Raw genomic sequence first — 12552 nt, 5'->3', positions numbered from 1 at the left:
AGGCTCAATCCACCATAGGCACGCTCTGTCGTCTCGGCGGATCGGATGCGGTGCCACGTCGCATTGATTTTTTTGATTATTTAGTGGGGTTTTTGTAACTGGTTGTTTGCTGCGGGCGCAGAAACCTTTAAAGTTAACCTTTCGGTCAGCTTTGCACTGTCAACACAGCTCTTTGCTTCGCCAGAAAGAGCTTCTGCACGACTCGAGATCCCCAGTAGATAACCAAAAGGGCGGACCTATAACCGCCCAGAGGATGATCCATGTCCAACCGTGAAATATCCCGGCGCTCGTTCCTCCAGGGCGGGCTGGTGGCGGGTGTGAGCGTTACGCTTACGCCGCTCAGCAGTCAGGCGCTGGCTGCCTTGATGGAAAACAGCGTCACCGTGCCGTCCGAGAAATGGCTCGGCAATAACGGCAAGGCGCGCCAACGCAACGATGCCTTGTCCAAGGTCTGCGGCAGCAAGGTTTTTGCCCGCGACATCCGTGCCAAGGACATGCCCGGCTGGCCTGAGCAACAAGGCCACGCGATGCTGCTGAAAACCATCAAGGCCGACCGTATCTACGCCGGCTACGACCTGTCATGGCTCGGCGCCGATCTGCAGCCGGACCGCATCGTTACCGCTGCCGATCTGGACAAGGACGGTATCGTTTTCCCCGAAGAGCACGCGCCTGATCCATTGCTGCCGGAAGGCAAAGTGCCGATGTTCATCGGTCACCCGGTAGCGATCCTGATCTGGAACGACTTCGAGCGTTTCCGTCAGGCCAAGAATCAACTCAAATTCAATGACAAAGCGATTCGTTACGGCGCCAAAGTGCCGTTCTATGAAGGTGATCCCTACGGCAGCTTCCGCTACGTGCGCGTTGGCGGCGCAACCTCGGCGGACGAAGACGAGTTCGCCAGCCTCAAGGACTCGATCCTGTTCCCGATGCTGAAAAACCGCCGGCCGGTGTGGAATGCATCGCCGAACCTGCATGGCAACCTCACCGAGCGCGGCCTGTTCTACGCCGATCGCATGAAGCAGGAAATCGACACGCCGCCGGATAACTGGCTGGTGTTCGACGAGCGCTATAAAACCCCGTCGATCGAACCGGCTGCCCTCGAACCGGATAACGGCAACGGCTGGTACGACCCGAAATCCAAAACCCTGCATTTCGTCGTTGCGACGCAGTGCCCGCTGGAGGTTGCGACCGAGACCGCGAAGATGATCGGGCCGTCGCGTTTTGGCCTGGCCAATCTGAACATGCACCCGGGCTATACCGTCGGGTACGGCTCCAAAGACCACAACATTTTTGTCTACTATGCAGCCTTGGCCGCGCTGTACGGCGCCGGCGTGCCGGTGCGTCTGGCCAACGACCGCTACGAGCAGTTCCAGAGCGGCATCAAGCGTCACCCGTTCGACATTCGCTACCAGTTGGCCGTGGACAAGAACGACTACACCTTCAAGATCTTCCGCGCGGAAATGAGCGTCGACGGCGGCGGCCGGGTCAACTACAGCCCATCGGTGGCGGCGGTTGGCGCCACGGCTGCGCAGTCGATCTACTACATGCCGCAGAACGACCTGCAGGTCACCGCCTATCATTCGCGCGCAGTCGAAGCTGGTTCGATGCGCGGTTACGGCACCCTGCAGAGCATGGCGGCGACCGAAATGATGGTCGACGAGATCGCCAATCGTCTGGGTGTCGACGCGATCGATTTGCGCCGTCGCAACGCCCTGCGTTCGGGGATGAAAAACACCCAGGGTGCAATCCCGGCCGGTGCACTGCGCCTGCACGAAATTCTCGACAAGGCCTCGGTGCACGAGGTCTGGAAAAACCGCGACGCGATCAAGCAACAGCGTGAAGCGGCAGATCCGGATAACTGGTACGGCATCGGTTTCGCCATCTGCCAGAAAGACTTCGGCACTGGCTCCGAAGCGCCGATGGCCAGCATCGAATTCACCGCAGACGGGCGCATCACTCTGCGCCACATCGGCATCGAAATCGGTACCGGCATGTCCACCTCGCAAGCCCTGGTCGTCGCGGATTTCCTCGGCAGCCCGGCGCACGAGGTGAAAACCGGCGAAACCGAATGGCAGGAAATGCAGCTGATCACCAGCGGCAACCCGTACATCATGAGTCAGGCCGAGCAGGACAATCTGCTGCGCAACCCGCGCTGGGTCGGCAAGCTGGCGTCGGCGTCTTCGGCGACCAACTCGGCCTATTACTTCAGCCATGCGACCCGTGAAGCGGCGCGCGTGCTGTTCAACCACGGCTTGTGGCCGGCGGCACTGGAGATCTGGCGCCAAGGTCCGTACGGCGGCCAGGCCAACCCTTACGTAGTGCGCCGCGAAGATGCGCATTGGGTCGATGGCAAGCTGACCGCCAACGGCATGCAGCCGCTGAGTTTTGAAGAGCTGGCCAAGCGCGCCCACGAGCGCGGTCTGGTGACGGGCGCTACGGTGCATGGTTTCAACCGCTGGAGCTGGGCCGAGGCCGAGTACAGTATCGACGGCGTGCGCGAGCGCCTGCCGCTCGACGGTCTGGCGGTGAAATACGGCGATGGCGCGCCGCAAGCGAAGAAAGCGCAGATGAACAGCGCCGGCTTCCATCTGCTCGATCGGCAGAACGTCAACTACCCGGTAGTGCAGTTGAACAACGCTGCCGTGACCTATTACAGCCCGGTCGCGACGCTGGTCGAGTTGAAGGTCAACAAAGGCTCGGCGGAAGTTCAGGTGCTCAACCACCATTCGTGGATCGAGTGCGGTCGTGTGCTGGTTGAAGAGTTGGTCAAGGGCCAGCTCGAAGGCGGTATCGCCATGGGTATTGGCCATGCGTTGATGGAAGAGATGCCGTTGTACGAAGGCGGGCCGGGGGAGGGTGACTGGAACTTCAACCGTTACCGTCTGCCGATGGCGCGTCACGTTGCGGTGTGGAAGCAGACTGCGGAGATCCTGCCGCCGCTGTCGCCGAGCGATCCGTCCAAGGGCATCGCCGAAGTGGTGATGATCCCGATTGTCGGTGCCATCGGTAACGCCGTGGCGCACGCCATCGGTAAACGTGTTCGTGACTTGCCTATTACCGCTGCGCGCATCAAGGAGGCCCTCAATGGCTAACCGTCCGCTTCAACTGACCCTCAATGGTCAATCCGTCGGCCCGGTGGACATCCCTGATGACCTGCCGATGATCGACTATCTGCACGAATACAAAAATCTCACCGGCTCGCGTCTGGGCTGCGGTCAGGGGATCTGCCACGCCTGTGTGGTGATCGTCGACAACCCCGACGGCACCAGCGAAGAAGTGCGCACCTGCATCACCGGTGCGCATTACTTCGAGGGCAAGAAAGTCCGCACGATTGAAGGCCATGCCACTCGCGACGAGCAGGGCCAGGTCACCGAGCTCAATCCGATCCAGCAGCGCTTTGTCGACGAGTTCGCTTTCCAGTGCAGCTACTGCGCGCCAGGCTTCGTCAACGCCGCGACGGTGTTGGTCGAGAAGCTGCAGCGCCAGCCGATCATCAAAAGTCAGCTGGAACAGGTGATCGAGGACAGCCTCGGCCATCACGTCTGCCGCTGCACTGGCTACGTGCGTTATTACAACGCCACGCGCAACGTGCTGACCGATCTCGGCCTGGTTAAGGAGGGTTGAGCATGAAGCGTTTACTGACCCGCCTGACTTTCGCGGTCGGACTGGCTGCGCCGCTTTTGGCGGCCCACGCCGACGATCAGATCAAGCGCGGCGAATACCTCGCTCGCGCCGCCGACTGCATGGCTTGCCACACCGCACCGGGTGGCGCGCCATATGCCGGCGGCCTGCCGATCGTCTCGCCATTCGGCACGATCTACGGCACCAACATCACCCCGAGCAAAGAGCACGGCATCGGTCTGTACAACGATGACGAGTTCTTCGCTGCGCTGACCGAAGGCAAGCGTCGCGACGGTGCGAATCTGTATCCAGCGATGCCGTACACCTCGTATCACCTGATGCCGCGCGCCGATTCCGATGCGATTCACGCGTATCTGAAAACCGTCGAGCCGATCGAACGCGCCGCACCGGTGACCAGCCTGAGCTTTCCGTTCAATGTGCGTCTGGGCCTGACCGGCTGGAACATGATCTATGGCAAAGACGTAAAGCTGGAACCGGCGGAAGGCAAGAGTGAGACGTGGAAGCGCGGCCAATATATGGTCGACGTCCTTGGTCATTGCGGCGAATGCCATACGCCACGCGGCCTGCCCGGCGCGATGCAAATGGACAAGCGCATGACCGGCGGCATCCTCAATGGTTATCTGGCGCCGAGCCTGCTGGCTACCGACCTGGCCGAGCGTGGCTGGAATCAGCAGGATCTGAGCACGTTTCTCAAGCACGGCATGAGCGCGCAAGGGACGATGTTCAACGAGATGTTCCCGGTATTTCACAACAGCACTCAAGGTCTGAGCGATGCTGATCTGGCAGCAATGGCGACATTCCTTCTCGGCGAGCAACCGGCGCCGGCCAAAGAACTCGTCGAGGTGCCGCTGGACAAGCTCAGCCCAAGTGCGCAGCGCGGCCGTCAGGAATACCTGAACGTCTGCGCCGGTTGCCACGCGGCTGGCGGTGAAGGCAAGCCGCACATCGCCGTGGCCATGCGCGGCAACACCACGTTGCGTCTGGAAGATCCGCGCAATCTGTTGCGAGTGATCGAGGACGGTATCGGTGAGCAGAAGTTCTCCGGGTTCGAGCACATGCAGCCGATGCCGGGTTTTGCTGAAAAGCTCAGTCCTGAGCAATTGACCGATCTGCTCAACTACCTGCGTCAGGGTTGGGGCGGGCAGAGCGCTGAACTGGCGGTAAGCGAAGTGCAGAAGCTGCAAGCCGACGCGCCGAGCGTCGAGCACAAGGCCCACTGATATGCAGCATCTCGATCTGCAAGTGGTGCGTCGGGCGCTGGAATGGTCGGTGGCCGGGCAGCGCATCTGGCTGAGCACCGTGCTGGCCACCTACGGCTCGGCACCGCGCGCGCCGGGTTCGCTGCTCGCGGTGAATGAAGGCGGGCAGTGGATCGGCTCGCTGTCCGGCGGTTGCGTCGAGGAGGATTTTCTTCAGCGCGTCGCCGAAGGTGCGTTTCTCGAAGCGGTCGGCGTCGTGCGTTATGGCGAAGGCGATGATCCGCGTTCGCGGGTCAGCCTGCCTTGTGGCGGCATTCTCGATGTGTTGGTGGAGAAACTTGACGCCGACTGCGCGGTGCAGGCGCATCTGCGTGAACTGGAGTCGGCGCTGCTGGGGCAGCGTCGTCTGCTTCGCGAAGTCGATCTGGCCAGCGGTGCGCGCGCTCTGTTCGCTGATCGCGAGCAGGGCGCGCGGATCGAGCGTGAGATCGATCGGGTGCGCATCCGTATCGGCGCGGCGCAGCGCTTGTTGCTCGCTGGCTACTCCAGTGTGGCGCAGGCCTGTGCCGAGTTCGCGGTGGGGCTTGGCTTTGAAGTGATTCTCTGCGATCCGCGCGATGAAGTGCTTGAAGGTGTGGTGCTCAATGGCGTGGAAATCCGTCGGCAGTTGCCTTCGGTGTTCATTGCCGACGGTGGCTGCCATCGCGACACAGCAGTGGTGGCGCTGACCCACGATCCGCGTATCGACGATCTGGCGATGATGGAAGCGGTGCGCACCGAGGCGTTTTACATAGGTGTGATGGGATCGCAGCAGACGTCGCAAAAGCGCTTCGAGCGCTTGCGCCGCATTGGCGGTCTGGTCGAGGCGGAGCTGGCGCGAATTCATGCGCCGATCGGTCTTAACCTTGGCAGCAAGACGCCGGCGGAAATTGCGCTGGCTGTACTGGCGGATATCCTGCGGATTCGTAGCGGGATCGCCCGGGATCAGCTCTGACCTTTATGCAGAAATGAAGAGGGCCGCGATTTGCGGCCCTTTTTTACATCCCGAATTTATCGCGCAGTCCGTAATACCAGGCGCCCAGCGCGGCAAACGGTGTGCGCAGCAATTGCCCGCCGGGGAAGGGATAGTGCGGCAGGTCGGCAAAGGCATCGAAGCGCTCGGCCTGACCGCGCAACGCTTCGGCGAGGACCTTGCCCGCCAGGTGCGTGTAGGTGACGCCGTGACCGCTGCAGCCCTGCGAGTAATAGATGTTGTCGCCCAGGCGCCCGACCTGCGGCAAGCGCGACAGGGTCAGCAGGAAGTTGCCGGTCCAGGCGTAGTCGATCTTCACGTCCTTGAGTTGCGGGAACGCCTTGAGCATCTTCGGGCGGATGATCGCTTCGATGTTCGCCGGATCGCGAGCGCCATAAACCACGCCGCCGCCGAAGATCAAGCGCTTGTCGGCGGTGAGGCGGTAGTAGTCGAGGAGATAGTTGCAGTCCTCCACGCAGTAATCCTGCGGCAATAGCGCCTTCGCCAGCTCATCGCCCAGTGGCTCGGTAGTGATCACTTGAGTGCCGCACGGCATTGATTTGGCCGCCAGTTCCGGCACCAGATTACCGAGGTAGGCGTTGCCGGCGACGATGATGAACCTGGCCCTGACCTTGCCTTGCGGTGTATGCACAACCGGATTGGCACCGCGCTCAATGCGCACGGCAGGTGATTGCTCATAGATAGTGCCGCCGAGAGATTCGACTGCCGCCGCTTCGCCGAGCGCCAGGTTCAGCGGATGGATGTGTCCGCCGCTCATATCGAGCATGCCACCGACGTATTGATCGCAACCCACCACTTCACGGATGCGGCGTTGATCCATCAGTTCAAGTTGGGTGTGGCCGAAGCGCTCCCAAAGGCGCTTTTGCGATTCCAGATGCCCCATTTGTTTGGCGGAGAGGGCGGCGAATACACCGCCGTCTTTCAGGTCGCACGGGATGTTGTATCTGGTCACACGCTCGCGAATGATCCGGCCGCCTTCAAAGGCCATTTCACCGAGCAGTTGCGCCTGCTTGGGGCCGACGGTGCGTTCGATGACATCGATGTCGCGGCTATAACTGTTGACGATCTGCCCACCGTTTCGGCCCGAGGCGCCAAAACCGACTTTGGCCGCTTCCAGTACCGTCACGCGGAAGCCGTTTTCCAGCAGGAACAAAGCAGAGGAAAGCCCGGTATACCCGGCGCCGATCACACAGACGTCCGTCTCCACATCGTCCTGCAGCACAGGACGTGGCGGCACGGCATTGGCCGACGCAGCGTAATAAGACTCTGGGTATTGGGTGTTCGCCATCCTGCCGCCTCTGTTTAATATATTTTACGAGTGCGTCGATCCTACCCGAGTTGAAAAACCTCCGCCAGCCACCGGAAAATCTTCGTCGCTGAGCCGAAATTAAATATTTTGCATATTCATAGGGTTAGGTGAAAAAAAGGTGTTGACACCCCTCCGGAATTCCGTAGAATGCCGCCTCACAGCAGGCACGTAGCTCAGTTGGTTAGAGCACCACCTTGACATGGTGGGGGTCGTTGGTTCGAGTCCAATCGCGCCTACCAAACAAAATCCGCTCTGCTGGGCGGTCTAGAAGGGCTCACCGAAAGGTGGGCCCTTTTTTGTTGTCTGCGATTTGCGCAGCGCTTGTTCCCGGTCATTTCCGCTTCGCTCTGACCAGCTCTCCATTCATTACTGTTTGCGCAAAATGATCAAGCGCCATTTTGGTGCGTTCTTCTTCCATTTCGTTGTTGAAAACACCTGAATATCCAAAGGTTTACAGCGCTTTTTCTCCAACCAGTTATCGAAAAAGCCTTGTTGCAAGTTGGGAATTTAAGTAACATCCGTCCCGCGTTCACCACCACGGTTTATGCATTTTTAAATCCCAAGCTTCCATCAGCTGCTTGGGATTTTTTTTGCCTGCGATTTGGCGTTTGGCATCGGTTCCCCTTCACCCGCGCGCGAAGCGCCGTTATTTCGTCTACTACTGTCAGCTGATTTTCATCTCCTTATAAGGGGGCACTTCGATGCTGAGCCAGTGGATCCTTGCGGCTGTTCATCTATTCGCGTTTGCCTTGGCTTTCTGGGCGGTGCTGACGCGCGGCACAGCGCTCAGCCAGCTCTCGGCGGGCACGGGAGAGGTCAAGCGCGTTCTGCTCGCGGATAACTTGTGGGGGCTTTCAGCCTTGACGCTGCTTATCACCGGAGCGATGCGTGCGTTCGGTGGTTACGAGAAAGGCTCTGACTATTACCTGCATCAGCCGCTGTTTCATCTGAAGATGACGTTGTTTGTGCTGATCCTGCTGATAGAGCTTGCGCCCATGATCACACTGATCAAATGGCGCATCGCATCATCGCGCGGGGTAGCGCTTGATAGCGGACGTGCGAAATTGTACGCGCGAATCAGTCATGTTGAAGCGCTGCTGCTGATCATGATAATGGTCGCGGCGACAGGCATGGCGCGTGGCGTGATATTCGCTTAGAAGGCGGGATTCTCCGCGCTCTATCGGAAACGTCCGACAGCCAGCTCCAGGAGTGAAAGGTAATATCGGCGCAAGAAAGGAGGGAGGGGCAAGTGAAGGGAGTCAGCATGCTTCAGGCGCCGTGCCCAGCGGGGTGAAATGCGGATGGCTAAACGGCGCGTGAATCTTTAGCCAGTCTTGCGCGACGGCAAAACGACTGGCTACGTGAGGCGGTGTGGCTCAGGGGGTTTGCGGCTTGTCCGGAGCGGTCAGGCCGGCCTGGATGCGTTGGTAAATTTCTTCACGATGCACTGCCACGTTTTTCGGAGCGTTGATGCCGATGCGAACCTGTTGGCCGCTGACTCCGAGGATGGTGATCGTGATGTCATCACCAATGTTTATGCTTTCACCGACTTTGCGGGTGAGTATCAGCATGGTCTTCTCCTTGATTGCTTTGTAGGGCACCTGATTCAGACAGTGCAGAGGTCGGTGGTATCTATAGATTAGTGCGAAGTCTCACGGTTTGGGTGCCTCTTTCTGACGCGCAGATGCGGCATTAATTCCCAGGGCGTAACTATACAGAGGCTGCAATCATCATTCTCGTTGTTTTGCGCCCATTTTGCGGGGCTCGCGAAGTATTTATGAATGATAAGATCGCCGCTTTACGAATTCCGAGGAAAGCGTTGTGCGCAAATTGGTTTGGCTGGTAGCGGCACTGGCATTGGCAGGCTGCGGTGAAGGCAAGAATGTAGATGCGCCGAAGCCTGAGACGAAGGTCGCGGCAACGCCGGCGGCCGCTGCGCCACAGTGGGATCTGGAAGTGCGTGGCGAAACGCCTCAGGCAGTCAGTGACCTGAGCGGCTGGTTGATCGAGCACGCTTTCGTTCCGACGGTCGTCAAGGACGGCAACGGTAAAACACGCATTCTGATCGGTCCTTTCAACTCGCAGGCCGAGGCTGAGGCGCGCAAGGTGCAGGTTGATGCGGCGTTGGTAAAAGCCAAAAAACAGAACATTGAGTCAGTGGTGATTGAGCATCCGCTTACGCCATAAACGAAGCGCCTTCAACGCAGGTTGAACGCCGGACATGAAAAAGGCCTCGAGCATAGCGCTCGAGGCCTTTCTATTTGTGCTGCAATCAACCGCAGGCTTTCAGATTTACCGAGCCGACAAACTCATTGCCTCGTCCCATCACGCACGCCACGCTTTGATTACGCTGACGCTCCCAGTCCTGCACCGGATAGGTCTTGTCCCACGCCTCGTACAACTGCCGATCCTGCTTCGATAGGCGCAGTCCGTATTGTTTGCTCATATAAAAATACGTGCGGGCGATCATGCCGCGAATCGAAGGACGGGGCATGACCTTCTTCGCTTTGAAATCGACCTGCGTCAGGCAGGAACCGTACTGGCCCGATTGTACCGGCAACCAGCCGTAGCTGAAGTTGCTGCGGTCACCGTTGACCTCGCCAATGCTCGGCACCAGGTTGTGCAAATCAGCTTCGGCCTTTTGATACACCGGATCGTAGCGGGTGCAATTCTTGCGTCCGCCTTGTTGCCAGCACTGTCGCTGGTGACCGATCTGCCAGGCCGGCACGATGTGCTCCCATTCGATTCTCGATGCGCGTTTGGCGTTCTTGCGCGGCACATAACCGCAAGCCTTCAGATCGACCTTGTTACCGGTGTACTTGCAGCCGCAATAAAACTCGGTGGACTGCGGTGCGTAAAGTTTCCACGCGGCTTTCTTGGCTTCCGAAAAGGTTCGTGGGGCGCCAGCCTGGGCGCCCATGGCGAAAAACAACAACAGCAAAGCAACACAGCGGACACTCATTGAATCAATCTTCCTTCGGCACAACCCAAAAAATCTGCACGCCACCGTCATCGCGATAAGCGAGGGTAACGTTGTCGTTCTCGTCGATTTCCTCGAGCAAGCGCTCCCAGTCGTCCATTGGCTCATCCGGCAAACGGAAAATCAGTGCGGCTTTGGCTTTTTGTGCGGTGGGGGAATTGATGATTTTCTGAACGCGCATACCCATGCGTTCGTAAGCGTCAGGAGCAGCAGGAGAGGTGGCCACGAGGTTATCCTTATTAAGCTGTACGTGCATACAGTATTTAACTGTAAGCGATTTCGCAACTGCTTAAAATTCAAGAAAATCCTCTGACAGCGAGTTTCCGATTTTGGTGTAGGACTCGGCAAGTTTTTTGTGGGAAAAATGCTTGAAGGGTGTCAGCGGGGCACCACCTGCCAAGCTGACAGGTGGTGCGCAATGCCCGATCGAGAACTGATCAGGCGAAGGTCAATCAATATTCCCAGAACATCCGCTGCAGTTCTTTGCTGTCGTTGGTCTTGGTCAACGCGACCATCGCCAGGATGCGGGCTTTTTGCGGGTTCAGGTCGTGAGCGACAACCCAGTCGTATTTATCGTCAGGCTGTTCGGCGTTACGCAGGACAAAGCCACCGGCGTTGACGTGGGACGAACGAATGATCTGCACGCCATCCTTGCGCAGGGCTTGCAGGGACGGGACCACACGCGAAGACACCGAGCCGTTGCCAGTGCCGGCGTGGATGATCGCCTTGGCACCGGATTGCGCCAACGCCTTGTAGGCGGTATCGCTGACGTTGCCGTAAGAGTAGGCGATTTCTACATCAGGCAGACTCTTGATGTTCTTGATGTCGAATTCCGAATCCATGGTGTGACGCTTGGCCGGCAGGCGGAACCAGTAGGATTTGCCTTCGACGACCATGCCCAGCGGACCCCAGGCGCTTTTGAACGCTTCGGTCTTGATGTTGATCATTTTGCTGACGTCGCGACCGGACTGGATCTCGTCGTTCATGGTCACCAGCACGCCTTTGCCGTGCGCTTCTTTGCTGCTCGCCACGGCGACGGCGTTGTACAGATTAAGCATGCCGTCTGCCGACATGGCAGTGCCCGGACGCATCGAGCCGACGACGATGATTGGCTTGTCGGTCTTTTCAACCAGGTTCAGGAAGTACGCGGTTTCTTCCAGTGTGTCTGTACCGTGGGTAATGACGATACCATCGACGTCCTTGCTGTCTGCCAGCTCGGAAACTCGACGACCCAATTGCAGCAGGTTGTCATTAGTGATGCTTTCCGAAGCGATCTGCATGACTTGCTCGCCACGCACGTTGGCCAGTTTGCTCAGCTCGGGAATGCCGGCGATCAGTTGTTCGATGCCGACCTTGGCCGCTTGATAGGTGGCACTGTTGGCAGCACTTGCCCCGGCGCCGGCGATGGTGCCGCCCGTTGCCAGTACAACGACGTTGGCCAGTTTGGTCTGGGTTTCGACTTCTTTTGCCTGAAGGGCGGTGGGCAGGAGCAGGAGGAGGGCCAATGCGCCCGGAACCAAGGTATTGAAAGCAGATTTCATTATTTTTCTCTCTAGTCGTAGACGGTGCTGATGCAGGTTCATCTAGATGCGCCCCAAGCCGATCTGAATGCTTGAGGTGCAACGAAGGGAGCAGGATTCATACCATGCGTAATGTGCCTGCGGAAAATGTTTAACTCGATGATTTAAATCAACATTTGTCTGGAGTCAGAACATTCTTGCAGACCGTTCCATCCGGTATTCCGAACAACGGACGGATTCGTGTTCGGCTCACCGATGGGCAACCGCTAAACGCCTGCTGAATAGCAAATACCCGCTAAAGAAATGCGCGCCCGGGCCGATGCGTCCTCAAGGAAACCAAATCTTAGGAGTTCACATGTCACTGACGGTCGGTTTTGCCAATCCCGCTGCAGTCACCATTGGCGGTAAAACTGCAGCGACGATCAACACCCTGAACGACGCGACCAATGAGGCATCGGCGCAGGCGCTGGGTACCGAGAAAACCGAAACAAATCAGGTCAGAACCGGTGGCGGTCCTGTTCAGGAAGACAGCAAGGCCGAGAGCGGCGGCAATCAGAGCGTCACGGTCAAGACGTTGCTCAAGCGCATGCAGGAGTTGCAGAAGCAGCTTCAGGAACAGCAACAGCAATTGGCAGCAGCGCAGGCTGCGAGCTATCCAACTCCAGAAGCCAAGTCCCAGGCGATCATGTCCATCCAGGGACAGATCGCGCAGACCAGCGCGGCAATGACCGAAGTCGCGGGCGCGCTGGTCAAGGAAATGTCCAAGGGCGCCAGTGGTGGGCTGGTCAACACCACTGCTTGATCTGTCGTTTGGGCGAGTCAGCGATTCGCCCTACAACAGATGACGATTTGTGATTGTTGACAAATGT

At 58.5% G+C, this 12552-nt stretch carries 12 protein-coding genes and 1 tRNA gene; 8 read left to right on the top strand and 5 right to left on the bottom strand.

Going from position 1 to position 12552, the window contains the following annotated elements; translation table 11 throughout:
- Nucleotides 1–260 precede the first annotated feature (260 nt).
- Genes ACMYUN_RS04835 through ACMYUN_RS04820 form a run of 4 tightly spaced genes read left to right on the top strand, consistent with a single transcriptional unit; the run spans nucleotide 261 to nucleotide 5835 of the window.
- Entirely contained in the window at nucleotides 261–3092 is a 2832-nt protein-coding gene (locus ACMYUN_RS04835; protein WP_415763114.1) for a xanthine dehydrogenase family protein molybdopterin-binding subunit, read from the top strand.
- Entirely contained in the window at nucleotides 3085–3624 is a 540-nt protein-coding gene (locus ACMYUN_RS04830) for a (2Fe-2S)-binding protein (protein WP_415763113.1), read from the top strand. Before ACMYUN_RS04835 ends, ACMYUN_RS04830 begins: the two co-directional genes overlap by 8 nt.
- A 2-nt stretch (nucleotides 3625–3626) precedes the next feature.
- Nucleotides 3627–4862 (top strand): c-type cytochrome, encoded by a 1236-nt coding sequence (locus tag ACMYUN_RS04825; protein WP_415763112.1) that lies wholly within the window; start codon nucleotides 3627–3629, stop codon nucleotides 4860–4862.
- A gap of 1 nt (nucleotide 4863) precedes the next feature.
- Nucleotides 4864–5835, top strand: a complete 972-nt coding sequence (locus ACMYUN_RS04820) for an XdhC family protein (RefSeq protein WP_415763111.1) — start codon at nucleotides 4864–4866, stop codon at nucleotides 5833–5835.
- A gap of 43 nt (nucleotides 5836–5878) precedes the next feature.
- Here ACMYUN_RS04820 and ACMYUN_RS04815 read toward each other — a convergent pair whose 3' ends face one another.
- A complete protein-coding gene (locus ACMYUN_RS04815) occupies nucleotides 5879–7162 on the bottom strand; it encodes an NAD(P)/FAD-dependent oxidoreductase (RefSeq protein WP_415763110.1) in 1284 nt (427 codons plus the stop codon).
- Between the two features lie 183 nt (nucleotides 7163–7345).
- On the opposite strand from ACMYUN_RS04815, the gene ACMYUN_RS04810 reads away from it, so the two are divergent.
- Together ACMYUN_RS04810 and ACMYUN_RS04805 are read left to right on the top strand one after the other, a co-directional pair.
- Nucleotides 7346–7422: transfer RNA gene (locus tag ACMYUN_RS04810), tRNA-Val, on the top strand.
- A 462-nt stretch (nucleotides 7423–7884) separates the two neighbouring features.
- On the top strand, nucleotides 7885–8340 hold the full coding sequence (locus ACMYUN_RS04805; protein ID WP_415763109.1) for a DUF2214 family protein: 456 nt from the start codon (nucleotides 7885–7887) through the stop codon (nucleotides 8338–8340).
- Nucleotides 8341–8559: 219 nt separating this feature from the next.
- Here ACMYUN_RS04805 and csrA read toward each other — a convergent pair whose 3' ends face one another.
- Nucleotides 8560–8754 (bottom strand): carbon storage regulator CsrA, encoded by a 195-nt coding sequence (gene csrA / locus ACMYUN_RS04800; protein ID WP_003179932.1) that lies wholly within the window; start codon nucleotides 8752–8754, stop codon nucleotides 8560–8562.
- Between the two features lie 250 nt (nucleotides 8755–9004).
- Here csrA and ACMYUN_RS04795 point away from each other — a divergent pair, with 250 nt between their 5' ends.
- Nucleotides 9005–9370, top strand: coding sequence for an SPOR domain-containing protein (locus tag ACMYUN_RS04795; protein ID WP_415763108.1), 366 nt, complete (start codon nucleotides 9005–9007; stop codon nucleotides 9368–9370).
- Nucleotides 9371–9455: 85 nt separating this feature from the next.
- Here the strand turns inward: ACMYUN_RS04795 and ACMYUN_RS04790 are convergent, their stop codons facing one another.
- The 3 genes from ACMYUN_RS04790 to ACMYUN_RS04780 all read right to left on the bottom strand — a co-directional run bounded on the left by ACMYUN_RS04790 (nucleotide 9456) and on the right by ACMYUN_RS04780 (nucleotide 11704).
- A complete protein-coding gene (locus ACMYUN_RS04790) occupies nucleotides 9456–10145 on the bottom strand; it encodes an endonuclease (protein WP_024012402.1) in 690 nt (229 codons plus the stop codon).
- Between the two features lie 4 nt (nucleotides 10146–10149).
- Nucleotides 10150–10419 (bottom strand): DUF1654 domain-containing protein, encoded by a 270-nt coding sequence (locus ACMYUN_RS04785; protein ID WP_016774035.1) that lies wholly within the window; start codon nucleotides 10417–10419, stop codon nucleotides 10150–10152.
- Nucleotides 10420–10615: 196 nt separating this feature from the next.
- Complete coding sequence (locus tag ACMYUN_RS04780; RefSeq protein ID WP_039762072.1) at nucleotides 10616–11704, bottom strand: asparaginase; 1089 nt, start codon at nucleotides 11702–11704, stop codon at nucleotides 10616–10618.
- 334 nt (nucleotides 11705–12038) lie between these two features.
- Here ACMYUN_RS04780 and ACMYUN_RS04775 point away from each other — a divergent pair, with 334 nt between their 5' ends.
- On the top strand, nucleotides 12039–12485 hold the full coding sequence (locus tag ACMYUN_RS04775; RefSeq protein WP_039762074.1) for a hypothetical protein: 447 nt from the start codon (nucleotides 12039–12041) through the stop codon (nucleotides 12483–12485).
- Nucleotides 12486–12552 lie beyond the last annotated feature (67 nt).

Source organism: Pseudomonas sp. CP4, from assembly GCF_047758505.1.
In the GTDB taxonomy this organism is placed as follows: Bacteria; Pseudomonadota; Gammaproteobacteria; order Pseudomonadales; family Pseudomonadaceae; genus Aquipseudomonas; species Aquipseudomonas fluorescens_AO.
Note: the sequence above shows the minus strand (reverse complement) of the source record. Positions and strands in the feature narration are given on the sequence as shown.

Bases quoted from the DNA above. Each gene is read 5' to 3' on its own strand.
- ACMYUN_RS04835 (WP_415763114.1), top strand. From the start codon at position 261: ATGTCCAACCGTGAAATATCCCGGCGCTCGTTCCTCCAGGGCGGGCTG.
- ACMYUN_RS04785 (WP_016774035.1), bottom strand. From the start codon at position 10,419: ATGCACGTACAGCTTAATAAGGATAACCTCGTGGCCACCTCTCCTGCT.
- csrA (WP_003179932.1), bottom strand. From the start codon at position 8,754: ATGCTGATACTCACCCGCAAAGTCGGTGAAAGCATAAACATTGGTGAT.
- ACMYUN_RS04820 (WP_415763111.1), top strand. From the start codon at position 4,864: ATGCAGCATCTCGATCTGCAAGTGGTGCGTCGGGCGCTGGAATGGTCG.
- ACMYUN_RS04780 (WP_039762072.1), bottom strand. From the start codon at position 11,704: ATGAAATCTGCTTTCAATACCTTGGTTCCGGGCGCATTGGCCCTCCTC.
- ACMYUN_RS04805 (WP_415763109.1), top strand. From the start codon at position 7,885: ATGCTGAGCCAGTGGATCCTTGCGGCTGTTCATCTATTCGCGTTTGCC.
- ACMYUN_RS04830 (WP_415763113.1), top strand. From the start codon at position 3,085: ATGGCTAACCGTCCGCTTCAACTGACCCTCAATGGTCAATCCGTCGGC.
- ACMYUN_RS04825 (WP_415763112.1), top strand. From the start codon at position 3,627: ATGAAGCGTTTACTGACCCGCCTGACTTTCGCGGTCGGACTGGCTGCG.
- ACMYUN_RS04815 (WP_415763110.1), bottom strand. From the start codon at position 7,162: ATGGCGAACACCCAATACCCAGAGTCTTATTACGCTGCGTCGGCCAAT.
- ACMYUN_RS04790 (WP_024012402.1), bottom strand. From the start codon at position 10,145: ATGAGTGTCCGCTGTGTTGCTTTGCTGTTGTTGTTTTTCGCCATGGGC.
- ACMYUN_RS04775 (WP_039762074.1), top strand. From the start codon at position 12,039: ATGTCACTGACGGTCGGTTTTGCCAATCCCGCTGCAGTCACCATTGGC.